The sequence below is a fragment of the Streptomyces sp. NPDC107654 genome (assembly GCF_055639035.1).
In genome coordinates this window covers 454,943-476,845 of record NZ_JBVKBI010000002.1, presented here as the reverse complement: position 1 = coordinate 476,845, position 21,903 = coordinate 454,943, and the positions used below count along the sequence as shown (strand labels likewise).

The 21,903-nt window shown below is 73.2% G+C and carries 20 protein-coding genes, 3 tRNA genes and 3 pseudogenes; 13 read left to right on the top strand and 13 right to left on the bottom strand.

The window, feature by feature from the left end:
- The first annotated feature begins 152 nt into the window (after positions 1-152).
- From ACZ7N4_RS05265 to ACZ7N4_RS05255, 3 genes are all read left to right on the top strand, one after another.
- Positions 153-932: an HAD-IIA family hydrolase gene (locus ACZ7N4_RS05265; protein WP_471353960.1), complete on the top strand. Its 780-nt coding sequence runs from the start codon at positions 153-155 to the stop codon at positions 930-932.
- A 110-nt stretch (positions 933-1,042) separates the two neighbouring features.
- A complete protein-coding gene (locus ACZ7N4_RS05260; protein ID WP_471353958.1) occupies positions 1,043-1,618 on the top strand; it encodes a hypothetical protein in 576 nt (191 codons plus the stop codon).
- A gap of 7 nt (positions 1,619-1,625) precedes the next feature.
- Complete coding sequence (locus ACZ7N4_RS05255; protein WP_471353956.1) at positions 1,626-2,294, top strand: class F sortase; 669 nt, start codon at positions 1,626-1,628, stop codon at positions 2,292-2,294.
- Positions 2,295-2,319: 25 nt separating this feature from the next.
- Here the strand turns inward: ACZ7N4_RS05255 and ACZ7N4_RS05250 are convergent, their stop codons facing one another.
- Positions 2,320-3,009: a FadR/GntR family transcriptional regulator gene (locus ACZ7N4_RS05250; protein ID WP_471353954.1), complete on the bottom strand. Its 690-nt coding sequence runs from the start codon at positions 3,007-3,009 to the stop codon at positions 2,320-2,322.
- 90 nt (positions 3,010-3,099) lie between these two features.
- Positions 3,100-3,173 (bottom strand) — tRNA-Lys (locus ACZ7N4_RS05245).
- 186 nt (positions 3,174-3,359) lie between these two features.
- On the opposite strand from ACZ7N4_RS05245, the gene ACZ7N4_RS05240 reads away from it, so the two are divergent.
- The 5 genes and pseudogenes from ACZ7N4_RS05240 (at position 3,360) to ACZ7N4_RS05220 (ending at position 8,914) form a co-directional block, all read left to right on the top strand.
- The gene (locus ACZ7N4_RS05240) at positions 3,360-4,646 is read left to right on the top strand and encodes a peptidoglycan-binding protein (RefSeq protein WP_471353952.1); all 1,287 of its coding nucleotides are present in this window, start codon (positions 3,360-3,362) and stop codon (positions 4,644-4,646) included.
- A 69-nt stretch (positions 4,647-4,715) separates the two neighbouring features.
- Positions 4,716-5,852: an SPFH domain-containing protein gene (locus ACZ7N4_RS05235; RefSeq protein ID WP_471353950.1), complete on the top strand. Its 1,137-nt coding sequence runs from the start codon at positions 4,716-4,718 to the stop codon at positions 5,850-5,852.
- A gap of 124 nt (positions 5,853-5,976) precedes the next feature.
- On the top strand, positions 5,977-6,582 hold the full coding sequence (locus ACZ7N4_RS05230; RefSeq protein ID WP_471353948.1) for a lytic polysaccharide monooxygenase auxiliary activity family 9 protein: 606 nt from the start codon (positions 5,977-5,979) through the stop codon (positions 6,580-6,582).
- Positions 6,583-6,700: 118 nt separating this feature from the next.
- On the top strand, positions 6,701-7,165 hold the full coding sequence (locus tag ACZ7N4_RS05225) for a DUF3592 domain-containing protein (protein ID WP_471353946.1): 465 nt from the start codon (positions 6,701-6,703) through the stop codon (positions 7,163-7,165).
- 40 nt (positions 7,166-7,205) lie between these two features.
- Positions 7,206-8,914 (top strand): annotated as a pseudogene (locus ACZ7N4_RS05220) (AMP-binding protein).
- Here the strand turns inward: ACZ7N4_RS05220 and ACZ7N4_RS05215 are convergent.
- The 6 genes from ACZ7N4_RS05215 to ehuB form a co-directional block, all read right to left on the bottom strand.
- A tRNA-Lys gene (locus tag ACZ7N4_RS05215) sits at positions 8,880-8,953 on the bottom strand. The pseudogene ACZ7N4_RS05220 and the gene ACZ7N4_RS05215 sit on opposite strands and share 35 nt — an antisense overlap.
- A gap of 93 nt (positions 8,954-9,046) precedes the next feature.
- Positions 9,047-9,799 carry an IclR family transcriptional regulator gene (locus ACZ7N4_RS05210; protein WP_471353943.1) on the bottom strand — a complete coding sequence of 251 codons (753 nt, stop codon included), beginning with the start codon at positions 9,797-9,799 and terminating at the stop codon, positions 9,047-9,049.
- A gap of 195 nt (positions 9,800-9,994) precedes the next feature.
- Positions 9,995-10,777, bottom strand: a complete 783-nt coding sequence (ehuA, locus tag ACZ7N4_RS05205; RefSeq protein WP_471353941.1) for an ectoine/hydroxyectoine ABC transporter ATP-binding protein EhuA — start codon at positions 10,775-10,777, stop codon at positions 9,995-9,997.
- The gene (gene ehuD / locus ACZ7N4_RS05200; RefSeq protein WP_471353938.1) at positions 10,767-11,417 is read right to left on the bottom strand and encodes an ectoine/hydroxyectoine ABC transporter permease subunit EhuD; all 651 of its coding nucleotides are present in this window, start codon (positions 11,415-11,417) and stop codon (positions 10,767-10,769) included. Before ehuD ends, ehuA begins: the two co-directional genes overlap by 11 nt.
- Entirely contained in the window at positions 11,414-12,061 is a 648-nt protein-coding gene (ehuC, locus tag ACZ7N4_RS05195) for an ectoine/hydroxyectoine ABC transporter permease subunit EhuC (protein ID WP_471353936.1), read from the bottom strand. Before ehuC ends, ehuD begins: the two co-directional genes overlap by 4 nt.
- Positions 12,058-12,975 carry an ectoine/hydroxyectoine ABC transporter substrate-binding protein EhuB gene (gene ehuB, locus ACZ7N4_RS05190; RefSeq protein ID WP_471353934.1) on the bottom strand — a complete coding sequence of 306 codons (918 nt, stop codon included), beginning with the start codon at positions 12,973-12,975 and terminating at the stop codon, positions 12,058-12,060. Before ehuB ends, ehuC begins: the two co-directional genes overlap by 4 nt.
- 31 nt (positions 12,976-13,006) lie before the next feature.
- Here ehuB and ACZ7N4_RS05185 point away from each other — a divergent pair.
- Positions 13,007-13,271 (top strand): annotated as a pseudogene (locus ACZ7N4_RS05185) (DUF3830 family protein); the annotation flags it as partial.
- A 167-nt stretch (positions 13,272-13,438) separates the two neighbouring features.
- Here ACZ7N4_RS05185 and ACZ7N4_RS05180 read toward each other — a convergent pair.
- The gene (locus tag ACZ7N4_RS05180; RefSeq protein WP_471353931.1) at positions 13,439-14,392 is read right to left on the bottom strand and encodes a D-2-hydroxyacid dehydrogenase; all 954 of its coding nucleotides are present in this window, start codon (positions 14,390-14,392) and stop codon (positions 13,439-13,441) included.
- A 237-nt stretch (positions 14,393-14,629) separates the two neighbouring features.
- Between ACZ7N4_RS05180 and ACZ7N4_RS05175 the strand changes: the two are divergent.
- From ACZ7N4_RS05175 to ACZ7N4_RS05165, 3 genes and pseudogenes are all read left to right on the top strand, one after another.
- Positions 14,630-14,991: pseudogene (locus tag ACZ7N4_RS05175) on the top strand (maleate cis-trans isomerase family protein); the annotation flags it as partial.
- Positions 14,992-15,026: 35 nt separating this feature from the next.
- A complete protein-coding gene (locus tag ACZ7N4_RS05170; protein ID WP_471353929.1) occupies positions 15,027-15,758 on the top strand; it encodes a maleate cis-trans isomerase family protein in 732 nt (243 codons plus the stop codon).
- 136 nt (positions 15,759-15,894) lie between these two features.
- On the top strand, positions 15,895-16,998 hold the full coding sequence (locus tag ACZ7N4_RS05165) for an LLM class flavin-dependent oxidoreductase (protein WP_471353927.1): 1,104 nt from the start codon (positions 15,895-15,897) through the stop codon (positions 16,996-16,998).
- Here the strand turns inward: ACZ7N4_RS05165 and ACZ7N4_RS05160 are convergent.
- Positions 16,971-18,776, bottom strand: a complete 1,806-nt coding sequence (locus tag ACZ7N4_RS05160; protein ID WP_471353925.1) for a putative bifunctional diguanylate cyclase/phosphodiesterase — start codon at positions 18,774-18,776, stop codon at positions 16,971-16,973. The two genes, ACZ7N4_RS05165 and ACZ7N4_RS05160, sit on opposite strands and share 28 nt — an antisense overlap.
- A 376-nt stretch (positions 18,777-19,152) precedes the next feature.
- On the opposite strand from ACZ7N4_RS05160, the gene ACZ7N4_RS05155 reads away from it, so the two are divergent.
- A complete protein-coding gene (locus ACZ7N4_RS05155; protein WP_471354277.1) occupies positions 19,153-20,367 on the top strand; it encodes a M6 family metalloprotease domain-containing protein in 1,215 nt (404 codons plus the stop codon).
- Between the two features lie 64 nt (positions 20,368-20,431).
- Here the strand turns inward: ACZ7N4_RS05155 and ACZ7N4_RS05150 are convergent.
- The 3 genes from ACZ7N4_RS05150 to ACZ7N4_RS05140 all read right to left on the bottom strand — a co-directional run bounded on the left by ACZ7N4_RS05150 (position 20,432) and on the right by ACZ7N4_RS05140 (position 21,544).
- Positions 20,432-20,505 (bottom strand) — tRNA-Lys (locus ACZ7N4_RS05150).
- Positions 20,496-21,065, bottom strand: a complete 570-nt coding sequence (locus tag ACZ7N4_RS05145) for a bifunctional DNA primase/polymerase (protein ID WP_471353923.1) — start codon at positions 21,063-21,065, stop codon at positions 20,496-20,498. Before ACZ7N4_RS05145 ends, ACZ7N4_RS05150 begins: the two co-directional genes overlap by 10 nt.
- A gap of 110 nt (positions 21,066-21,175) precedes the next feature.
- Positions 21,176-21,544, bottom strand: a complete 369-nt coding sequence (locus ACZ7N4_RS05140; RefSeq protein ID WP_471353920.1) for a hypothetical protein — start codon at positions 21,542-21,544, stop codon at positions 21,176-21,178.
- Positions 21,545-21,903: the final 359 nt, after the last annotated feature.

Below are 21,903 nucleotides of genomic sequence, written 5' to 3'. Positions count from 1 at the left end.
GGACCAAAAAGGCCCTCACCGGCGGCTGACCGGCGATGACGGGTGATCGACGGGGTCGGGAACGGCCGGTGCTGACTAGGCTGGGGGCGTCGGTACGCCGTGGTTCCGGCGCCCCCGCTTCACGTCCGTACGTACGCCAGGAGACGCACAGCATGGCAGACCGCAAGCCCATCGAGTCGTGGCTCACCGACATGGACGGCGTCCTGATCCACGAAGGCGTGCCGATCCCCGGCGCCGAGGCCTTCCTGAAGAAGCTGCGCGAGTCCGGCCGGCCCTTCCTGGTCCTCACCAACAACTCCATCTACACCGCCCGTGACCTGCACGCCCGGCTGCGCCGGATGGGTCTGGACGTGCCGGTGGAGAACATCTGGACCTCGGCGCTGGCCACCGCCCAGTTCCTGGACGACCAGCGTCCCGGCGGCACCGCCTACGTCATCGGCGAGGCGGGCCTGACCACCGCGCTGCACGACATCGGCTACATCCTCACCGACCACGACCCCGACTTCGTGATCCTCGGCGAGACCCGCACCTACTCCTTCGAGGCCCTGACCAAGGCCGTCCGGCTCATCAACAACGGTGCCCGGTTCATCGCCACCAACCCCGACAACGTCGGTCCGTCCACCGAGGGCGACCTGCCCGCCACCGGTTCGGTCGCCGCCCTGATCACCGCCGCGACCGGCAGGAAGCCGTACTTCGTCGGCAAGCCCAACCCCCTGATGATGCGGGCCGGGCTGAATGCGATCGGCGCCCACTCCGAGACCTCGGCGATGATCGGCGACCGCATGGACACCGACGTCCTCGCGGGCCTGGAGGCCGGGATGCGCACCTTCCTGGTGCTCAGCGGCGTGACCCAGCCGAACGACGTCGACCGCTACCCCTTCCGCCCCTCCCAGGTGGTCGACTCCATCGCGGACCTGGTCGACCTGGTCTGAGCAGGAAGTCCCGGCGAAACCCGGCATCACCCGTTCGGAGCAACAAGGCGCCTCCCGAGGATGCGGAGGCGCCTGGGGCGGGGGAGCCTCCAGATAACTGGAGGTTCACGATGGGCTCACTACGCCTCACTCTCTGTACCGGACTGCTCGCCGTCAGCACCGCCGGCGTAGCGGTCGCACCGGCCGCCCACGCGGCGGACGGCGGCGCCGTCACCGTGACCCCCGCCACCCCGGCGCCGGGCGACGACATCACCCTGCGGATCAGCGGCTGCGCCGGCGAGCAGGGCACCGCCGCCTCGGCCGCCTTCGTCGCCGACGCCCAGCTGACCGGCGCCCAGGGCAGCCTCACCGGTGAGACCCGGGTCCGCTCCGCCCTCGCGCCCGGCGCCTACCCGGTGAAGATCAGCTGCGCCGGTTCCGTGCGCACCGGCAGCATCACCGTCACGGAGGCGGGCGGCGCCGGCCGCCCGGCAGAGCCCATGGAGCCACCGGCCGCGGCCGCCGCGGTCGCCTCGCCCGTCGCCCCGGTCACCGCGGGCGGCGGCGGCACCGCACACTTCGCCACCGTGGCCACCACCAGCGGCTCCGGCCCCGACACCGGGCAGGCGGTGACCGGCCTCGCACTCGCCGGGATCGCCGCGGTCGCCGTCGGGCTGCGCGCCCGCCGGAGCCGCGACCCCCGCTGAACCCGCCATGTCCGACGAGGGGCGCACCACCGGCACCGGACGGCTGCTCGCCGTCCTGACCTGGACGCTGCTGCTGTGCGGGCTGTGGCTGTGGGGGCGCGCGGTGACCGGCACACCGGAGGGCCCGGGCGGCCCGGCCACCACCGGCGTCCTCACCGTCGGCCGGGACGTCGGCCCCCTGTGGCTGCCGAGCCCGGCGAAACCCCTGGCAGGATCGGTGCCCCAGCGCGTCGACATCCCCCGGCTGGGTGTCCAGGTCCCGGTGGTGACCCGCGGTCTGGACGCCCGCGGCGCGGTCGACCCGCCGCCCTACGACCAGCCGGGCGTGGTCGGCTGGTACGGCGCCGGCCCCGCACCGGGCGCCGTCGGTCCGGCCCTGCTGGTGGGACACCTCGACACCGAGACCCGGCCCGCCGTCTTCCACCGGCTCGGCACGCTCGAGCCGGGAGAGACGGTCCGGGTCTTCCGCGCGGACGGGAAGGTCGCCGAGTTCACCGTCGACGACGTCCGTCTGCTGCCCCGCGACGGCTTCGACGCCCGGCAGGCCTACGGCCCCCGCCGACCCGGCCGCGCCGAGCTGCGCCTGATCACCTGCGGCGGCTCCTTCGACCGCGCCGGCCGCAGCTACACGGCGAACGTCGTGGTCTCCGCCTACCTCACCGGGACGCGCGGCTGAGCGTCCCGGTGAGGCGGGCGGAGGCTCACCGCTGGGGCACGGCCGCCGGGGACAGCCGGCTGCGCAGGTTGCCGAAGTGGTCCCGTATGGCCCGCTCGGCGCGCAGGGAGTCACCGGAGCGCACCGCGTCCAGGATCTCCCGGTGCTGGCGGCAGGTGACCCGCGGATCCTGCGCCACCTCCACCAGGTCCCGCCGCACCCGGTGGAAGGCCTCCCAGAACGCCTCCAGCACCTCGCCGAGCAGCACGTTGTCCAGCCCCCGGTAGAGGGTGGCGTGAAAGGCGCGGTCGGTGCCGGCGAGCACGGTGCCCTCGGCGGCCTCCCGCTCCATGCGCTCCACGAGCGCCTCCAGCTCCACCAGGTCCGCCTCCGGCAGCCGCCCGGCCAGCCGCGACACCAGCCCGGTCTCGACGGCCTCGCGCAGCTCCAGCAACTGGAGCAGGGAGTCCTCGCCGCGGTAGTGGCCGGCGACGGTCCGGAAGCAGAGCCCCTCGATCATCGGCGCGAACGACATCGAGCCCACGTACGTCCCGAACCCGTGCCGGATCTCCACGATGCCCATCGCCTGGAGCGCCTTCAGGGCCTCCCGCACCGAGTTCCGGCTCGCCCCCAGGAGCCTCATCAGCTCCGGTTCGGTGGGCAGCGGGGCGCCCGAGGGCAGCCGCTGGTCCACGATCAGCTTCTTGATCCGCTCCTGAAGGTCCCGGGCTGCCATGGCGAGAGGGTATCCGGCCATTCGGGCGGAAGGGATAGAGCGGGGGGCATGCGAAAGGCCCCCCGCTTTCGCGAGGGGCCTTCCGGTCGGTGCGCCGCCAGGGACTCGAACCCCGGACCCGCTGATTAAGAGTCAGCTGCTCTAACCAACTGAGCTAGCGGCGCCTGCTGACGGGGAAAACTCTACCCGACCCCGGAGGGTGCTCCCGACCACCGGGAGGCGGCGGGGAAGGGGTGCGGAGGGCGGCGTACATCATTCGGACCGTCAAAATGCGCGTTCTGTGCACAGTTGGGAAACTGATCAACGTGCACACTCGCGGACAAAACCCCCCCGAATGTGAGGCAGATCGCATGACCGCTCCCGTGTTCGAGGACGTCGACCCGGCGAGCGACTGCGACTGCCCAGGCTGTGTCCACGGACGGCGGTCCGCCCCCCGCCCGCTGCCCGGCCGAGGCCGGACGGCCGCCCGCGGCGTGGTGGTCGTGGCCGCCGCGTCCGCCGCCCTCGCCACCGTCCCCCCGGCCGCCGCCCTCGCCCCCGGCCACTCCCCGCACCGCCAGGCCCTGCCCGGCGACGGCGAACCCGACACCCCGCAGGGCGCCAGGGCACCCCTGCACGGTCCGGCGGGCCGGCCCGGCGGACCCGCCACCGTCCCGATCCCCGCCACCACCCGCACCCAGATCATCAACCGGGCCAAGACCTGGGTCGCCGCGCAGGTGCCGTACAGCATGTACGCCTTCTGGTCCGACGGTTACCGGCAGGACTGCTCCGGCTACGTCTCCATGGCCTGGGGCCTGCCGAACAACGAGTGGACCGGCAGCCTCGGCGGGTTCGGGGTGAAGATCACCAAGGAGGAGCTGCAGCCCGGCGACATCCTGCTGTACCACAATCCCGACAACCCCGAGAAGGGCTCCCACGTCGTGATCTTCGGCGGCTGGACGGACCACACGCACACCTACTACACGGCCTACGAACAGACGCCCCCGCACACCCGCCGACAGGCCACCCCGTATGCCTACTGGAGCAACTCCGGCAAATACGTCCCCTACCGCTACAAGGGCGTGACCAAGGCCGCGGCCGCCGCCCGGCCGGCGGCCGGCGGGAAGGCGGTGGCGGCCTACCCGGGCGCGGCCTCCTTCGGTCCCGGCGCCGACAACCCCTACGTCACCCTGCTCGGCGAGATGCTGATCGCCAGGGGCGCGCGCGGCTACTACGGCACGGGCCCGGGCCCGGTCTGGGGCGAGGCCGACCGGCGTGCCACCCGGGCGTTCCAGCTGGCACAGGGCTGGACGGGCGCCGACGCCGACGGGATCCCCGGCCCGCGCACCTGGCGGCTGCTGAGCACGGGGCAGGGCAAGGACGTCGGACCCGGCACCGGCACACCCGCCTCGCACGGGGTGCCCGGTTATCCCGGCCGGCAGTACTTCCGGCCGGGCGCGACCAACGACCACATCACGCGCCTGGGCGTCCAGCTGGTGAAGAAGGGGTTCGGCCGGTTCTACGCCCTCGGTCCGGGCCCGCACTGGGGCGACTCGGACCGCAGGGCCGTCGAGGCCTTCCAGCGCGCCCAGGGCTGGCGGGGCGGCGCGGCCGACGGCTACCCGGGCCCGGAGACCTGGCGCCGCCTGTTCGCCTGACCGGCCCGGGCGCCGGCTCCCCACCCACCCCCTGTTCATGACGCGTCTGGCGCGGAGGCTGGAGCACGCATGAGTACGACCACATCCCACACGCCGCCCGAGTCCGAGGGGCAGTCGGACGGCGCGGGCACCGGCCCCGGCGTCCGGCCGGCCCGTCTGATCCACAACGAGGCGACCACCGAGATCCCCGTCCATCTGCTCTTCCGGGACGATCCCGACCCGGTGGAGGTGCCGCTCCGGCCCGCCGTGGTGGCCCGCCGGCAGGGCACCGGTGAACAGCCCCGGCTGGGGCGCCCGGTGCCGGTGCGCCGGCGGCCGCTGCCGGAGGTCGACGCGGGGCTGGCGGAACGGCCGGCGCGGGTGCTGCCCGGCGCGGCCGGGGTGTTCGCCGGGGCCTGCGGGGTCACCGGCTGTCTGGCCACCAGCTGGTGGGCGGGGCTGCTGCCGCCGCTCGCCGCCGAGGCGCTGCGGCTGCCGGCGGCCGCGGGCGCCGGTCTCGGTCCCGCGCAGTGGGCCGCGTACGCCGGGGCCGGGATGCTCGGCGTGCTGGGCTTCGGCGGGCTGGCCCGGGGCCGGACCGGCGGGGCCTGGGTGCTCGGGCTGTTCGGGCGGTACCGGGGCACGGTCCGGCGCACCGGGCTGCTGTGGGTGAACCCGCTCGTGCCGCGCCGCCGGGTCGACGTGCGGCTGCGGCACTGGCGCAGCGAGGCGATGCCGGCGACGGACCCCGACGGGGTGGCGCTGCGGGTGGTGCTGCTGGTGGTGTGGCGGGTGCGGGACACCGCGCGGGCCCTGCTCGGCATCGACGACCACGAGACGTACCTGCGCGAGTGCGTGGAGGCGGCGCTGGCCCGGGTGCCGGTGGAGCACGCGGGCGGGGCGCGGGGCGGGACGACGGCGGCCGGGGACGCGCTGACCCGGCTGGTGGCGCAGGAGACCGCGCCGGTCGGTGTCGAGGTGTTCTCCGTGCAGCCGGTGCGGGTGGACTACGCCCCGGAGGTGGCCGCCTCGATGCACCGCCGCCGGATCGCCGCGCTGGACGCCCGGCAGCGGGCCAGCATGCTCAGCTCGGTGGTGGACTCGGTGGAGGACACGGTGACCCGGCTGACCGTGCGCGGACTGGTCGAACTGGACGACTACGAGCGCAAGGTGCTGGTCCGCGACCTGACGGTGGCGTTCTGCTCGGGGCGTTCGGAGCCCGTGTAGGGCGGGTCCGGAGACACCCGGCGATTGGTATGGACATGTTCAACAGTCAGCAATAATCTGAGACTTGGTCTAGACCTACTCTGCACGGCTCACCGAACTCCCCACGTTCCCCAGGAGCGGCAGTATGCGCACCAAGACCAAGTTGTCCGCGGTCGTGCTGGGCGCGGTGACCGCCGGAGCGTTCGCGCTCTCCACCGGCGGCGCCAGCGGGCACGGCTACACCGACCTCCCCATCAGCAGGCAGAAGCTCTGCCAGAACGGCACCGTCACGGGCTGCGGCGAGATCCAGTGGGAGCCGCAGAGCGTCGAGGGTCCCAAGGGCTTCCCGGCCGGCGGCCCCGCCGACGGCCAGCTGTGCAACGCGGGCCTGGGCCAGTTCGCCCAGCTCAGCGCGCCGCGCACGCCGTCCGGCGCGGCCTGGCCCACCACCAAGGTGAGCGGCGGTCAGTCGTACACGTTCCGCTGGCAGTTCACCGCCATGCACGCCACGACCGACTTCCGCTACTACGTCACCAAGCCGGGCTGGAACCAGAACCACAACCTCTCCCGCTCGGACCTCAACCTCACCCCGTTCCTGACGGTGCCGTACAACGGCCGGCGCCCGCCGGCCACCCTCAGCCACAGCGGCACCCTGCCGACCGGCCTGAGCGGACACCACGTCATCCTCGCGGTGTGGACGATCGCCGACACGGGCAACGCCTTCTACGCCTGCTCGGACGTCACCTTCTGATCCCCCTTCGGCTCCAGCCCGGAAACTGAGGTTCCCTTGAGGCCGGGCGCCCCCCGGGCCGGGTAGGTTCCCGCCACACCGCTCGACCAGGAGCGGCGGACCTGTCCCGGGGGACCCCATGTTCCAGTTGCTCTTCTACGCCGTGCCCGCAGTGATGCTCGCGGGCTTCGCGTACGCCGCGTACCTGCTGATCCGCCGTGCCCGGCGGATCGGCAGGACGTGGGCGCACGGCCTGACCGCCGAGGCGCGCTGCCTGCGGATGTACACGACGACCAGCGGGGGTGCCGGGGACACCTCCGTGCGCACGACCCTGCACCACGTCTACGAGTTCACCACCCGCGACGGCCGCACGGTCCGCTTCGAGGAGGAGGACGGCCCCGCGACCGTCGTGGAGGGCGACTTCGTGACCGTCCGCTACCTCCCGGAGCTTCCCCAGCAGGCCACCGCCCGCCCCCCGGCGCCCGGGAAGCTCGCCGCCCGCACCGGCGTCGGACTGGTTCTCCTCGGCGTGGCATGCACCTTCTGCGTCGGCTTCATGGCCGTGGCCCACATGATGTTCACCGAGTCGGGCGGGATGCCGTAGCCCTCCCCATCTGACGCGCGGTCAGTTACCGTGCCGGGTCATGGAGTCCACGACGGTCGCCGCGTTCGTCGCGGCGCGCTGGGGCGACCACCGGCCGGGGCTGTGGTGCGAGGACCGGGTGCTGACCCACCACGAGACGGCCGCCGGAGCCGCCGCCCGCGCCGCGCTGCTGGCCGACCTGCTCCCGCCCGGTGCCGTACCGCACGTCGGGGTGCTGCTCGACAACACCGAGGAGTTCCCGCTGTGGCTCGGCGCCGCGGCCCTCGCCGGAGCGGCCGTCGCCGGGATCAACCCGACCCGGCGCGGCCCGGAGCTGGCCCGGGACATCCGGCACACCGAGTGCCCGGTCCTGGTCACCGAGGAGGCCCACCTGCCGCTGCTGGCCGGGCTCGGCCTGCCCGGGGTACGGCTCCTCGTCACGGACACCCCGGAGTACGGCGCCCTGCTGGCGCCCTACGCCGGCGCCGTGCCCGACCCGTCCCGGGCCGCCCCGGCCGACCGGCTGCTGCTGTACTTCACCTCCGGCTCCACCGGCGTCCCCAAGGCCGCGCTCTGCTCCCAGGGCCGGCTGGCGGCGGCCGGGCGGGCCCTGGTCCGGCAGTTCGGGGTCCGCGCGGACGACGTGCACTACGTCTGCATGCCGATGTTCCACGGCAACGCCGTGATCGCGGACTGGGCGCCCGCGCTGGCCGCCGGTGCCGGCGTGGCCCTGCGCCGGCGCTTCTCGGCCTCCGGTTTCCTGCCCGACGTACGCCGCTACCGCGCGACCTACTTCACCTACGTCGGCCGGGCGATCCAGTACCTCCTCGCCACCGGGCCCCGCCCCGACGACCGGGACCACCCGCTGCGCCTGGGCTTCGGGACGGAGGCGGGCGCGGTGGACGCGGCGGCCTTCGAGCGGCGCTTCGGGGTGCGGCTGGTGGAGGGGTACGGCTCCTCGGAGGGCGGCGCGGCGATCCGGTGGGCGCCCGGGACCCCGCCGGGCGCGGTGGGTCCGGCCGGGCCCGGCCTGGTGGTGCTGGACCCGGCCACCGGGCGGGAGTGCCCCCCGGCCGTCTTCGACGGCACCGGGCGGCTGCTCAACGCGGAGGAGGCGATCGGCGAGCTGGTCAACCGGGGCCCGAACCCCTTCGAGGGCTACTGGCGCAACCCGGCCGCCGAGGCCGAGCGGCGCCGCGCCGGGGCGTACTGGACCGGCGACCTCTTCTACCGGGACACCGGCGGTCATCTGTACTTCGCGGGCCGGACCGGCGACCGGATCCGCGTCGACGGGGAGAACCTCGCCGCCGCGATGATCGAGAACATCGTGGCCCGCTACCCCGGCGCGGACGCCGTCGCCGTCTACGGCGTGCCGGACCCGGTGACCGGGGACCAGGTGATGGCGACCATCGCCGGGACCTTCGACCCGGCGGCCTTCGCCGCGTTCCTGCGGGACCAGCCGGACCTCGGGACGAAGATGGCACCCCGGTTCGTGCGGGTGGTGGAGCGGATGCCGGTGACCGCGACCCACAAGATCGAGCGGTCCCGGCTGCGGCGGGAGGGGTACGCCTGCGCCGACCCGGTGTGGTGGCGGCCCCCGGGGGAGGAGTCGTACCGACGGCTGACCGCAGGGGGTGTGGGTGGCGGAGCCCCCACACGCGCGGCGAAGCCGCGCAATAACAGAGATGGCGAGCCAGTCCGCGATTTCTGCGGACGTGGCTCGCCATCGTCATCGTGCGCCGCCAGGGACTCGAACCCCGGACCCGCTGATTAAGAGTCAGCTGCTCTAACCAACTGAGCTAGCGGCGCATGACTCTCGCCTGCCTCGGTTTTCTACCTCCGTGGCCGGCGACGAAGAAAATACTACCTGGTCCCGGCGGGTGCTCGTGACCACCGCCAGATCTAGATCGTCAGCGAGAGGACCACCGGGGTCGCGCTCCGGTTCAGGGTCTCCGCCGCCCGCTTCAGCCGGTGCGCGTGCTCCACCGGGAGCGAGACGGCCAGGCAGCCCACCGAGGAACCCGCGGTGAGCGGTACGGCCGCGCAGACCGTGCCGACCGCGTACTCCTGGAGGTCCAGCACCGGCACCGTCGCCGGCTGGGACTCCAGCCGGGACAGCAGCAGCTTGTCGCTGGTGATGGTCCGCGAGGTCAGGCGGGCCATCCTGTACCGGGAGAGGTGGTCGCGGCGGGCGTTGTGGTCCAGCTGGGTCAGCAGGCTCTTGCCGACGGCGGTGGCGTGGGCGGAGCAGCGGAAGTCCACCCACTCGTTGACCGCCGGGGTGCTCGGCCCGGCGGCGTACTGGGTGACCCGGACCTCGCCGTCGAGGTACCGGCTGAGGTAGACGGCCGCGCCCACCGAGTCGCGCAGCCGGTCCAGGGTGTGCTGGAGCTTGTCCCGCAGGGCCCGTTCCCGGTCGTGCGCCGAGGTGAGCCGGCGCAGGGTGTCGCCGGTGACGTACGCGCCGTCGCCCACCTGCTCGACGTAGCCCTCACGGCGCAGCATGCGCAGCAGGGCGGTGAGCCGGTCGGGGCCGAGGCGGGTGCGGCGGGCCAGCTCGGTGTCGGTGGCGCCGGCGGGGTGCCGGGCCACGGTCTCCAGCACGCGCAGCGCGTCCTGGGCGGAGTGGTACGGGGCGGTCGGCTCGATCCTCATGTCGGTCCCCCTCGGCCACGACCCGGGTCGGCGGATCGTTACCACGATAGCCGTCAAAGGCTGCACGGCGAGAGGGTGTTGGCGAGATTGCGCTCGTGCGCCCCGGCCCCCAGCTGGGGCGGTGACCCGCTGACATATGCCAGGGTCATGCCCCAGCGAGCGGACCTCGGCTCTTTCCGCCCCTACGCCCCTCCGTCACAGGACCGCGCTGATGAACTCCCGGGTCCGTTCCCGCTCCGGGTCGCCGAAGATCTTCTCCGGCGGGCCCGCCTCGATGACCCGGCCCGCGTCGAACATCAGCACCTGGTCGGAGATGTCCCGGGCGAAACCCATCTCGTGGGTCACGCACAGCATCGTGATGTCCGTGCTGCGGGCGATGTCCCGGAGCAGGTCGAGCACGCCCGCGACCAGCTCCGGGTCGAGCGCGGAGGTCACCTCGTCCAGCAGCAGCACCCGGGGCCGCATCGCCAGCGCCCGGGCGATCGCCACCCGCTGCTGCTGGCCGCCGGAGAGGCGGGTGGGCCTGGCGTCGCACTTGTCGGCCAGGCCCACCAGGTCCAGCAGCTCCCGGGCCCGCGCCTCCGCCTCGTCCTTCGACAGACCGAGCACCCGGACCGGCGCCTCGGTGAGGTTGCGCAGCACCGACATGTTCGGGAACAGGTTGAACTGCTGGAAGACCATCCCGATCTTCTTGCGGACCTCCCGGACCTGCCGCTCCGGCGCCGGGAACAGCCGCTGCCCGACGACGGTGATCGTGCCCGCGTCCGGCTTGGCGAGGGTCATCAGCAGTCTGAGGATCGTGGTCTTGCCGGAGCCGGAGGGCCCGATCAGGGTGACGTGCCGGCCCGCGTCCACGGACAGGTCGAGACCGTCGAGGACGGTGTTGTCCCCGAACCGCTTGGTCACCCCCTCGATGCGGATCAGCTCGGTCGGCGGGGTGCCGGTCAGGGCCGGCTGCTTGCTGGTCTCAACGGACAAGGCGTCGCTCCAGGGTGCGCAGACAAACGGAGGCCAGGTACGAGACGACGACGAAGGCGACCCCGATCACCGTCAGGGGCTCGGTGAACTGGAAGTGCTGCTGGGAGACGAGCCGCGCCCGGCCCAGCATCTCCAGCACGCCGATGGTCATCAGCATCGGCGTGTCCTTCAGCATCGCGATGACGTAGTTGCCGAGCGGTGGCACCACCCGGCGGACCGCCTGCGGCAGGACCACCGCCGTCCAGGTGCGCCGCACCGGCAGGCTGAGCGCGGTCGCGGCCTCCCACTGCCCGGCCGGCACCGCCTCGATACCGGCCCGGTAGACCTGCATCGTGTACGTCGAGTAGTGCAGCCCGAGCCCCAGCACGCCGGTGGTCAGCGGAGACAGGGTCACGCCCGCCTCGGGCAGCACGTAGAACAGGAAGAACAGCTGCACCAGCAGCGGGGTGTCCCGCACGAACTCCGTGAGGACCCCCACCGGCCAGCGCACCCAGCGGGTCGGCGCGCGCATCAGCAGGGTCCACACCAGGCCCAGCGCGAACGAGATCAGCGACCCCAGGGCCAGCGCCTCCAGGGTGACCAGCAGGCCCTTCCAGAAGTACGGCATGAAGTCGGACACGGCTCCCCAGTCCCAGTTCACCGGGCCACCTCCGCCTTCAGCCGGCGCTCCAGCACCCGCATCCCGCGGGTGAGCGCGAACGCGATCACGAAATAGATCAGCAGCAGGTAGGCGTAGATCCGGCCGCTCTGCTGCAGCGCCAGGCGGACCAAGTTGCCGCTGAAGGCCAGGTCGCCCATGCCCGTGATGGACACCAGCGCGGTGCCCTTGAGCAGCTCGACCAGCAGGTTGGAGAAGGACGGGATCATCTCCGGCACCGCCTGCGGCAGCAGGATCAGCCGCAGCCGCTGCCAGGGCGAGAAGCCGAGCGCGATGCCGCCCTCCCGCTGGGCCGGGTCCACCGCCGCGAGGGCGCCGCGCACGATCTCCGAGCCGTACGCGCCGTAGGTGAGGCCCAGCGCGAGCGTGCCCGCCCACATCGGCACCAGCTGCCAGCCGAAGGCGACCGGCAGCACGAAGAACACCCAGAAGATCATCACCAGCGCCGAGATGCCGCGGAACACCTCGGTGTAGCAGCCCGCGAGGAAGCGGACCAGCCGCGAGCGGTGGGTGCGCGCGGCGCCCACGACGAAGGAGACCACCACGGCGAGCAGCGCGCTGTACACCAGCAACTGGAGGGTGATGCCGATCCCCTGGAGGACGAGTTCCCACAGTCCCGCGGTCATGAGCCGCACAGCTCCTTCGCGGTCAGGGTGGTCATCTCCGCCCGGGTGAAGCCGAAGGGCCGGACGATCCGGTACAGCTCCCCGCTGCGGCGCAGCTTGTGCAGCTCGGCGTTGAAGGCGTCCCGCAGCCGGGTCTCGGTCGGCCGGAACGCGAACGCCCCGCCGTCCGCCTTGGGTTTGCCGTCGACGAGCGCGACGAACGGCTTGGTGGACTCGGCCTTGGCGGAGCCCCGGGCGACCAGCCGGGCGGTGACGGCCGTGGCCGCGAACAGGTCGACCCGTCCGGACTCCACCGCGTTCAGCCCGGCGACCTGGTCGGGGACGATGACGAGGTCGTTCTCCCGGTAGCCCGCCTCCACGGCGTGCTGGATCTGCGCGTACCCGGTACCGGTGGCCACCTTGGCGTGCCGGCGCAGCGCGTCCGCGTAGGTGCGCAGCCCCAGCGGGTTGCCCTTGGGGACGATGAAGGCGTCCGGCATCCGGTAGTCGGGGTCGGCGAAGATCACCTGCTCGCAGCGGTCCGGGGTGACGTACATGCCCGCGGCCACCACGTCGAACTGCTGCGACTTCAGCCCGGGTATCAGCGAGCCGAACTCGGTCGGCACCGGCTGCACCCGGTCCACCCCGAGCCGCTTGAAGACCGCCTTCGCCAGCTCGGGCGCCTCCCCGGTGAGTTTCCCGTCCCGGTCGATGTATCCGAAGGGGATCTCCCCGGCGATCCCCAGCCGCACGACACCCAGCGCGCGCAGCCGGTCCAGCAGGTCGCCGCCGTCCTTCCCGGACGCCGACGCCACCCGGGTGCATCCCGCCGCGCCCAGCGCGCCGAACGCGGCGAGACCCGCCAGCACCGAGCGCCGGGTGTGTCTGTGTTCCGACCGGATCGTGTGTACGTCGTTGCCAAGTGGTGGAGCCATGGCGGCGCGGCTACCCAAGCGCAACCGGGCTATGCGCCCCGGTTTTCATGGCCGGACGCCTCGTCACGGTCGCGCCGGACGGCGGGATGTGCACCGTACGGCACGCCTGTTGACCGACCGCGCGCCTCCTGACCTGCGCGGCAGTGGGGGAGGCGCTGCCGCTCGCCGCCGACGTCCGCCACGCCGAGTACGCGCGCGACGAGACCCACGCTCTCTTCCCGTCTCTCGCCTCCACCGAACCCCCACCGGAGAACCCGAAGGTCACCCCGATCCCCGGCGATCTTCGTCACTTCTCCGGTTCCGCTCCACGAGCGCGACACCCCGCTCCCCGACGGCGACGTCGGATGGCCCAGGCCTGAGACGACCTGTGGCGGTCGGAGCGGCGGGGGAAACGCTCAGTGCGCGGCGGGGCCTGACCTCAGTTCCGGCGGCCCTGCGGGCAAGCGCGGGGGAGGCAGGCCCTTCAGTGCCCGGGCACGTAACCACGCGTCTTGTCGACCACGTTCGGCAGGGATCTGCCCGCCGCCCACCGCTCGTACAACTCCACGAACTGCGCGCCCAGTTCGTCCCGCCAGCCGACCGTGTCGCCGCTCATGTGCGGGGACACGATCAGTCCCGGCAGCTTCCACAGCGGGCTGTCCTCGGGCAGCGGCTCGGTGGTGAACACGTCCAGGGCCGCGCCCGCGATCCAGCGCCGGGTCAGGGCCCGCGCGAGGGCCTCCTCGTCGACCAGGCCGCCCCGGCCGACGTTCACGAAGAACGCCGACGGCTGCATCACACCGAACCGGTGGGCGTCGAACATCCGGTACGTCTGCGCGGTCAGCGGAGCCGCCGCGATCACCCAGTCCGCGCGGGAGACCAGCCGGTCCAGTTCGTCGGGGCCGTGGACACCGGTCCGGGGCACCCGCCCCACCAGCGCCGTCGTCACCCCCAGCGCCTTCAGAGTGCGGGCGATCGCCCGGCCGATCGGGCCCGAGCCGACCACGCACGCGCGCGTGCCCGCCACCCGCCGGGTCTCCCGGTGCCGCCAGGACCGGTCCCGCTGGTGCTCCAGCGTTTCCGGCAGGTCCTTGGCGACCGCCAGCACCAGGGCCGCGACGTACTCGGCGATCGGCTGGTCGAAGATTCCGCGGGCGTTGGTCACCACCGTGTCCGACGCGGCCAGCTCCGGGCACATCAGATGGTCCACGCCCGCGCTCGCCGTGTGCACCCAGCGCGGCCGGGGCCCGCCGCCGGGCCACGCCTCGCGTACCGCGTGCGAGGTGAAGTCCCACACCAGCAGCACGTCCGCGTCCGGCAGCCGCTCGGCCAAGCGCGCCGCGTCCGTGTGCACGATCCGGGCGCGGCCGGTGAGGCGGCCGAGCCGGGGCGGCGGATCGGCGTCGAGGACCACGATGGTGGGGGGTGTCGGCGTCATGCGGGGCGGCTCCCGGCGTCTGACATGCGCGGATCGACCACGCTCGCACCCGAACCCACCGTCGTCAACACGGCCGTGTCCCCGATCCGTTGCCCGTTCGTCTCCCGGCGCGAGGGACCGGTGCCGGCCATGGACGTCCCCTTTCCCGGCGCCCCCGCCCCAGGGGCCCGGCACCGGTCTCCCGCCCCACGCGCCGCGCGGCCCGCCCGGGCACCCCCGCCACGGCTCGCGCTCCAGGTCGCTTCCGAGGCCGTCGCCCACGCCCGCACCTCCGGCGGCCTCGTCGGCGGGACCGCCGGGGAACGGGCGAGGTGCGCGGTGATGACCATGGCCGGATCCCTCCCCCCGCCGACCACCTCCGGCGCGCTGCCGGAGGCACCGGCCGGGCTGGGCGCCCGAAGGCCCTCCGGCACCGCCGACGCGCTCTTCCCGTCCCGCACCGGCCCGCCGACCTACGACGTCACCCCCAGCCGGAGGCCGAGCCGCGGACGCCGGTGATCTCGGCCAACCAGGTCACGATGTGGGCGTCGCCGCGCCGACTGGGTACCCGGACCGTGGGGCCGTACCAGGCGCTGCCGGACGCGGCTGCCCACGCGTGACCCGTACTGCCGGAAGAACAGCAGGAAGGCTGGACATGACCGCACTCGGATTCCTCTACCCGGGCCACTCCGCCGAGGACGACTATCCACGCATCGAGCAGCTCCTGGGCAGCGACATCCGGGTGGACCTGTTCCACACCGACATCGGGGAGGACGCGCACCGGGTGGCGGCCCTGCGCGAGATGGGCTCCGTGGAGCGGCTCGCCGCGGGCGTGGAGGAGCTGCGGCTTTCCGGGGCCGAGACGGTGGTGTGGGCCTGCACCAGCGGCGGCTTCGTTCACGGCTGGGAGGGCGCCCAGGAACAGGTGCGGACCCTGGCCCGGCTCGCCGGCCTGCCGGCCTCCTCGACGTCCTTCGCCTTCGTGCACGCGGCCCGCGAGATCGGGGTGCGCCGGGTCGCCGTCGGCGGTACCTACCCCGAGGACATCACCGCGCTCTTCGCGGACTTCCTGCGGGCCGGCGGCCTGGAGGTGACCGGGACGCGTTCCTCGGGGATCGTCACCGCCGCCGAGGTCGGCACCTGGGGCGAGGAGGACGTGCTCACCCTGGCCCGCGCCGCGGACACTCCCGACGCCGAGGCCGTCCTCCTCCCGGACACGGCCCTGCACACGGCCGCCCACCTCGGCCTGCTGGAGAAGGCCCTGTCCAAGCCCGTCCTCACCGCCAACCAGGTCTCGGTCTGGGAGGCCCTCCGGCTCACCGACCGCCGGGTGAACGCGCCCTCCCTGGGGACGCTGTTCACACGGGAGCCCCTGGTGCAGGTCTAGGCGGCAGAGCCCGGGGGAAGGGCCAGGCTGCCGGGCCCGGGGAAAGGCCCAGGGGTCCCCGGTCCGGGGAATAACCGGAGACACCCTCCTGTTAGCAGCGCGAGGACAGCTCACCCGCGAACAGGAGGCCCACACCGTGGCGGCAGACGAGGCAGACGAGATCCGGGGAACCACACACGGCACCGCCCCCGTCCCCCTCTCCGTACTGGACCTGGCCACCGTCGGCGCGGGCAGTACCGCGAGCGACGCCCTGCGCACCGGTGTCGCGCTCGCCCGGCTCGCCGAGTCCCGCGGCTTCCACCGCTACTGGGTCGCCGAGCACCACTCCATGCCCGGCGTGGCCTCCTCCTCGCCCGCGGTGATCCTCGCCCACCTGGCCGCCCACACCGAGCGCATCCGGCTCGGCTCGGGCGGCGTGATGCTGCCCAACCACGCCCCGCTGGTGATCGCCGAGCAGTTCGGCACGCTGGAGGCCATGGCGCCGGGGCGGATCGACCTGGGCCTCGGCCGGGCGCCGGGCACGGACGGGGCCACGGCGGCGGCCCTGCGCCGCACCGACACCCTGAACGAGAGCGCCGACGACTTCCCGCAGCAGCTCGCGGAGCTGACCCGGTTCCTCGACGACGACTTCCCCGACGGGCACCCGTACGGCCGGATCCACGCGATCCCCGGCCCGGTGCAGGGCACCAGCCCCGGCGGCGTGCAGTCCCCGCACCGCCCGCCGGTCTGGCTGCTCGGCTCCTCCGGCTACAGCGCCCGGCTCGCCGGACTGCTCGGCCTGCCCTTCGCCTTCGCGCACCACTTCTCCGCGCAGAACACCATCCCGGCCCTGGACCTGTACCGGCAGACCTTCCGGCCCTCCGCCGTCCTGGCCGAGCCGTACGCCCTCATCGGCGTCTCCGCCCTCGCCGCGGACGACGAGCGGGAGGCCCGCCGGCAGACCCGGGCGCTGGCGCTGAACATGCTCCGGCTGCGCACCGGCCGTCCGGGCCTGTACCCCGCGCCGGAGGAGGCCGAGCGCCACGAGTTCGGCCCGATGGAGGAGGAGTTCGTCACCTCCTGGACGAGCAACGTCGTGCACGGCACCGCCGACGAGGTCCGCACCGGCCTGGACGACCTCCACAAGCGCACCGGCGCCGACGAGCTGATGCTCGTCACCCACGCGCACAGCGGTGATCTGCGCCTGCGTTCCTACGAGCTGATCGCCGACGCCTACGGCTTGCCGACCGCGCAGGCCTGAGCCCCGAGCAGCTCGGAGATACGATCCGGCGGCACCGGGCGGGAGTACAGCCAGCCCTGCCCGGTGTCGCAGCCGATCCGGCGCAGCCGGGTGGCCTGGGCCGAGGTCTCCACGCACTCCGCGGTGACCGTCAGCCCGAGCCGGTGGGCGAGCTGGATCATCGCCTCCACGATCACCTCGTCGGCCGGGTTGGGCACGCCCCCCTTCGCGGCCTCCTCGTACTGGAAGCCCCGGACGAAGGAGCCGTCCAGTTTCAGCGCGGAGACCGGCAGCCGGCTCAGGTAGGCGAGGTTGGAGTAGCCGGTGCCGAAGTCGTCGATGGCGATGTGCACGCCCATGTCGCTGAGGGCCTGCAGCGCCTGGAGCGGCCGGCCCGCCGAGCCCATCACCGCCGACTCGGTCAGCTCCAGCTGGAGCAGGTGCGGGGCGAGCCCGGTCTCCGCGAGGGTCTCCGCCACGTCGGCCACCAGGTCCGAGTCCCAGACCTGCCGCACGGCGACGTTCACGCTGACGAAGATGGGCGGTTCGCCGGGGTGGTCCAGCTGCCAGCGGCGGGCCTGCCGGCAGGCGGTGGCCAGCGCCCAGCGGCCCAGCTGGACGATCGAGCCGTCCTCCTCGGCCAGTCCGATGAACCGATTCGGCGTCAGCGTGCCGAACTGCGGGTGATGCCAGCGGATGAGGGCCTCGACGCCGTTGAGCCGGCCGTCCTCCATCGCCACCAACGGCTGGTACTCCAGCGCGAACTCGCCGCGCTCGATGGCGGGGCGCAGGGTGGAGGACAGTGCCTGGCGGGTCATGCGGTGGGCGTTGCGCTCGGGGTCGAACAGGGTCCAGCGACCCTTGCCGTCGGCCTTCGCCCAGTACAGCGTCGTATCGGCCGCCTGCATCAGACCCGTGGCCGTGGTGCCGGCCGCGTGCCGTTCCACGACCCCGATGGACGCCGTCAGCGACAGCCGCTGCCCGGACAGGTCGAAGGGCTGCTCCAGCGCCTTCAGCGCGGACTCGGCGAGGTCGGCGAGCTGTTCGGTGCCGGTGGAGTCCTCCACCAGCAGGGCGAACTCGTCACCGCCGAGCCGGGCCACCAGGGGAGTCGCGGCGCGGGCGTACCCGGCCTCGTCGGCGATCCCGGTCAGGCGCTCGGCCACGGCCGCGAGGAGCCGGTCCCCGACCCGGTGGCCGAGGGTGTCGTTGACGGCCTTGAAGCCGTCGAGGTCCAGATAGCACAGGCCGATCCGGCCGGTACCGCTCTGCTCGTACGACTCCGCCTCCAGCGCGGCCGAAAGACGCTCGAAGAACAGGGTGCGGTTGGGCAGCCGGGTCACCGGATCGTGCATCTGCAAGTGCCGCAGCCGCGCCTGGAGTTCGCGCCGGGAGCTGATGTCGGCGACCGACAGCAGGACGCCGGGCTCGCCGTCGGCCAGCGGGGCGACGGTGACCTGCACCCACAGCGAGTGGCCCCCGGGGTGCTTGAGGCGCCGGGTGCAACGCAGACGGGCCTGCCGGCCGCGCAGCACCTCGCGGTAGGCGTGCCCGCTGCGGGCGTCGGAGGCCAGGTCCACCAGGTCGGCCGCGACCCGCCCGACGAACGCCTCCGGATCGCCGCCGAGCAGCTCGCCGAGCGCGGCGTTGGCGCTGATGACGAGCCCGTCCGGGGCCACGACCGCCATGGCGAGCGGGGCCGTCGCGAAGACACGGTGGTAGGTGGTGTGGTGACTGTCTGTGACGGCTGACCGGTCGAGGTCTGCCGCGGGCGTCGGCCCTTCGGACGTTCCGCTCACCGCTCGCTCCCGCAGTGCACTCGATCTGTGTCCGTGCCTGTCCGTGCCGGAAAGTGTGCCGATCATAGAGGCTGGCCCCGGGCCCTTCCAGCCACTGTCCAGTCTCCCGGACGGAGTACAGGTTCTGACAGATCGTTTCTGCCCGCACCTGGACGGCTTCTTGAGGCCCTCGACCAGTTGTGACGTTCCGTGAGTGTTTCGGGGTGTCGAGCGCCGGGGCGCGCCGGCGTGCGACGGGGGCGCGCTCACCCTTCTGGTGCATGCAAACAGGGCGAAACACGGTGAATACCAGCAATCTGGGTGCGGGTCCCGCGAACCGCATCCGGAGGTCAAGTCCGTGCCCAAGCTGCGCAGCACCGCCGCCGTGTTCACCACGATGTCGGCGCTCGCCGCGACCTCGATCCTCACCGGCCCCTCGGCCGCCGAACCGTTCTCCACGGCCCCCTGCGCCCTGCACCGCAGCGAGGCCCACCACTCCGAGGGCGTGGACGGCTGGAACCCCTCCTACACCCGTCCGACCGGCACCCTCGACGCCGTGCTGGTCTTCCTCTCCTTCCCGGACTCCACCCCCCGGACCACCCCCGCCCAGTTGACCGCCGACCACTTCCCGGCCACCAGCCGCTTCTACGAACAGGCGTCCTACGGCAGGTTCACCCTGCGGCCGCACCCGCTGGGGCACTGGCTGCGCATGCCGCGCCCGTCGACGTCGTACGCCATGCGACGGGACTGGAACGCCGAGGACCGGGCCGCCTATCTGCGGGACGCGTTCGCCGTGGCCGACAAGGAGGTCGACTTCTCCCGCTACCCGGTCGTCTACCTCGTCGCCGATCCGGACGCGCCCGGCGTCGACTCGGACGCCACGAAGGTCGTGAACCTCGACACGCCCGCGCGCGTCGACGGCACCGACATCCGGCGGGTCGTCACCGTGTTCGAGCATCATCCGCCGGACCGGCTGGTCCTCGCCCACGAGACCGGCCATGTCTTCGACCTGCCCGACCTCTACCACCGGCCGGTCGACGGCAAGGGCGACTGGGACACCTACGTCGGCGACTGGGACCTGATGGGCAGCCAGTTCGGGCTGGCGCCGGACCTCTTCGGCTGGCACAAGTGGCGGCTCGGCTGGCTGGGCCCGCGCCAGGTGGTCTGCGTGCGCGGGAGCACGCCGACCCGGCTCACCCTGGAGCCCCTCGCGGCCGGGCCGGGCGTCGCGGTGCCGGGCGCGGGCGGCACCCCCGCCTTCGGCCTCGGGCACGGCGTCAAACTGGCCGTCGTGCGCACCGGCGAGGACAGCGCCCTCGCCTTCGAGGCACGCGGCACGGCCGGCAACGACCGGCTGTCCTGCCGGCAGGGGATCCTGGTCTACCGGGTGCGGGGCGACGCCCCGTCCGGCGACGGCCCGGTCCAGGTCGTGGACGCCCACCCGCGCACCGAGGCCTGCTGGGAGAACTCCGTCTACCCGCCCCTCGCCGACGCGCCGGTCCTCCTCGGGGAGAGCTTCACCGTGCCCGGGGAGGGCGTGAGGGTCGAGGTGGAGGGGCGGACGGCGTCGGGGGCCTGGACGGTGAAGATCACGCCCGGGACGAGTGACTGAGGGCCCGTGCATACGAAAACGGCGGGCCGGATTCTTTCGAACCGGACCCGCCGTTTCCTTCAGGTGCGCCGCCAGGGACTCGAACCCCGGACCCGCTGATTAAGAGTCAGCTGCTCTAACCAACTGAGCTAGCGGCGCCTGCTGACGTCGTAGACATTAGCATCCTGGTCGGCGGGAGGAAAAATCGAAATCCGTACGGCGGCCCGGGCGGCTCGTACGGCCGCCCAGAGCAGCACCTCGGGGCCGGGCAGCCAGGGGTGCCGGGTGTCCGGGGCGACCACCCAACGGCCGGTGCCGCCGGCTTCCTCGCAGGTCAGGGCGGGAACGGTCACCGCGTCGCCGGTGCCGTGGCACAGCAGCGGCGGTACCTCCCGGGCCCGTTGCGAGCCCCACTCCTCCCAGTCGAGCAGCGAGGGCAGCCGCTGGGCCGTGCCGGGGGCGGCGAACAGCAGCACCCGGCCCCGGAACACCGCGACCGGGCCGGAGCCGGCGCCCTCGTCCCACAGCCGGTCCAGCATGCGGCGCCCGAAGACGACCGGGGCGCTCACCACGTCGAAGACGGTGCCGCAGGGCAGGACGACCGGGGCGTCCGGGCGGTCCTCCCACAGGGCGAGGGTGCTGCGGGGGAACGCCGCCGCCGAGGCGAGCCAGGCGACGCCGTCGGAGCTGACACGGGAGACGTTCGGTGCGCTGCTCATGCCACCAGGTGTACAGGCGGTGAGCGGACCGTTCTTCTGAGTTGCGGAAAACCGGGACACGCGGGGGAAGGGAGGAGTATCTTGCCCGCCTGGCATATGCCGCGTGGGTGCTACACCGGGTCGGCGGTCGTCCGCCCGTCCTGTTCCCCGCGCAGCAGGTCGCGGCCGAACTCGACCATCTTCTTCGCGTAGTCCTCGGTCCACTCCGCGCGCTCGGCGATGTCCGCCGGGGTCAGCCGGTCGAAGCGGCGGGGGTCGGCGAGCTGGGCCGCCGCGATGGCCTGGAACTCCACGGCCCGGTCGGCGGCCGCCCGGAACGCCTGGGTCAGCTCCGTCGCCCGGGCCAGGAGCTCCCGCGGATCCTCGATCGACTCCAGGTCGAAGAAGTGCTCGGGATCGGAGGCCGCCTCCGCGGGCTCGAAGAGCAGGGGCGCGGGGCGTAGCCGCGGTTCGTTACGACGCGGCGTGGGCTCCGCCATGTCTTCTCTCCTCCTCGTACGGTTCACCGGCACCGCCGACCGGCGGGCCACCGTCCATTGTCCCGCGCCGGCGCAAGGGGCCCTCACTCCACCGGCTCTCCTCGTGCCCGCCGCATGCGCTCACATCCGCCGGTTCACCTCGTGCTCACGCCTGGCGCGTTCATCCCCGCCAGCTCACCTTGTGTTCGGCCAGGTGGGAGAGGACCGCGTGGTTCGCCTCCCAGCCGTCCGGGCTGTGTGCATCGGCCGCCTCCGGCGGCGTGCCGGACTCCGTCCGGACGGGGCGTCGGTGACTGTGTGCGCGTTCATCCCCGCCAGCTCACCTTGTGTTCCGCCAGGTGGGAGAGGACCGCGTGGTT

Coding starts and splice junctions, on each gene's coding strand:
- ACZ7N4_RS05170 (WP_471353929.1), top strand. CDS start 15,027: ATGACCGCACTCGGATTCCTCTACCCGGGCCACTCCGCCGAGGACGAC.
- ACZ7N4_RS05230 (WP_471353948.1), top strand. CDS start 5,977: ATGCGCACCAAGACCAAGTTGTCCGCGGTCGTGCTGGGCGCGGTGACC.
- ACZ7N4_RS05260 (WP_471353958.1), top strand. CDS start 1,043: ATGGGCTCACTACGCCTCACTCTCTGTACCGGACTGCTCGCCGTCAGC.
- ACZ7N4_RS05250 (WP_471353954.1), bottom strand. CDS start 3,009: ATGGCAGCCCGGGACCTTCAGGAGCGGATCAAGAAGCTGATCGTGGAC.
- ACZ7N4_RS05225 (WP_471353946.1), top strand. CDS start 6,701: ATGTTCCAGTTGCTCTTCTACGCCGTGCCCGCAGTGATGCTCGCGGGC.
- ACZ7N4_RS05240 (WP_471353952.1), top strand. CDS start 3,360: ATGACCGCTCCCGTGTTCGAGGACGTCGACCCGGCGAGCGACTGCGAC.
- ACZ7N4_RS05255 (WP_471353956.1), top strand. CDS start 1,626: ATGTCCGACGAGGGGCGCACCACCGGCACCGGACGGCTGCTCGCCGTC.
- ACZ7N4_RS05265 (WP_471353960.1), top strand. CDS start 153: ATGGCAGACCGCAAGCCCATCGAGTCGTGGCTCACCGACATGGACGGC.
- ACZ7N4_RS05145 (WP_471353923.1), bottom strand. CDS start 21,065: ATGAGCAGCGCACCGAACGTCTCCCGTGTCAGCTCCGACGGCGTCGCC.
- ehuC (WP_471353936.1), bottom strand. CDS start 12,061: ATGACCGCGGGACTGTGGGAACTCGTCCTCCAGGGGATCGGCATCACC.
- ACZ7N4_RS05140 (WP_471353920.1), bottom strand. CDS start 21,544: ATGGCGGAGCCCACGCCGCGTCGTAACGAACCGCGGCTACGCCCCGCG.
- ACZ7N4_RS05210 (WP_471353943.1), bottom strand. CDS start 9,799: ATGAGGATCGAGCCGACCGCCCCGTACCACTCCGCCCAGGACGCGCTG.
- ACZ7N4_RS05180 (WP_471353931.1), bottom strand. CDS start 14,392: ATGACGCCGACACCCCCCACCATCGTGGTCCTCGACGCCGATCCGCCG.
- ACZ7N4_RS05155 (WP_471354277.1), top strand. CDS start 19,153: ATGTCGGCGCTCGCCGCGACCTCGATCCTCACCGGCCCCTCGGCCGCC.
- ACZ7N4_RS05235 (WP_471353950.1), top strand. CDS start 4,716: ATGAGTACGACCACATCCCACACGCCGCCCGAGTCCGAGGGGCAGTCG.
- ehuB (WP_471353934.1), bottom strand. CDS start 12,975: ATGGCTCCACCACTTGGCAACGACGTACACACGATCCGGTCGGAACAC.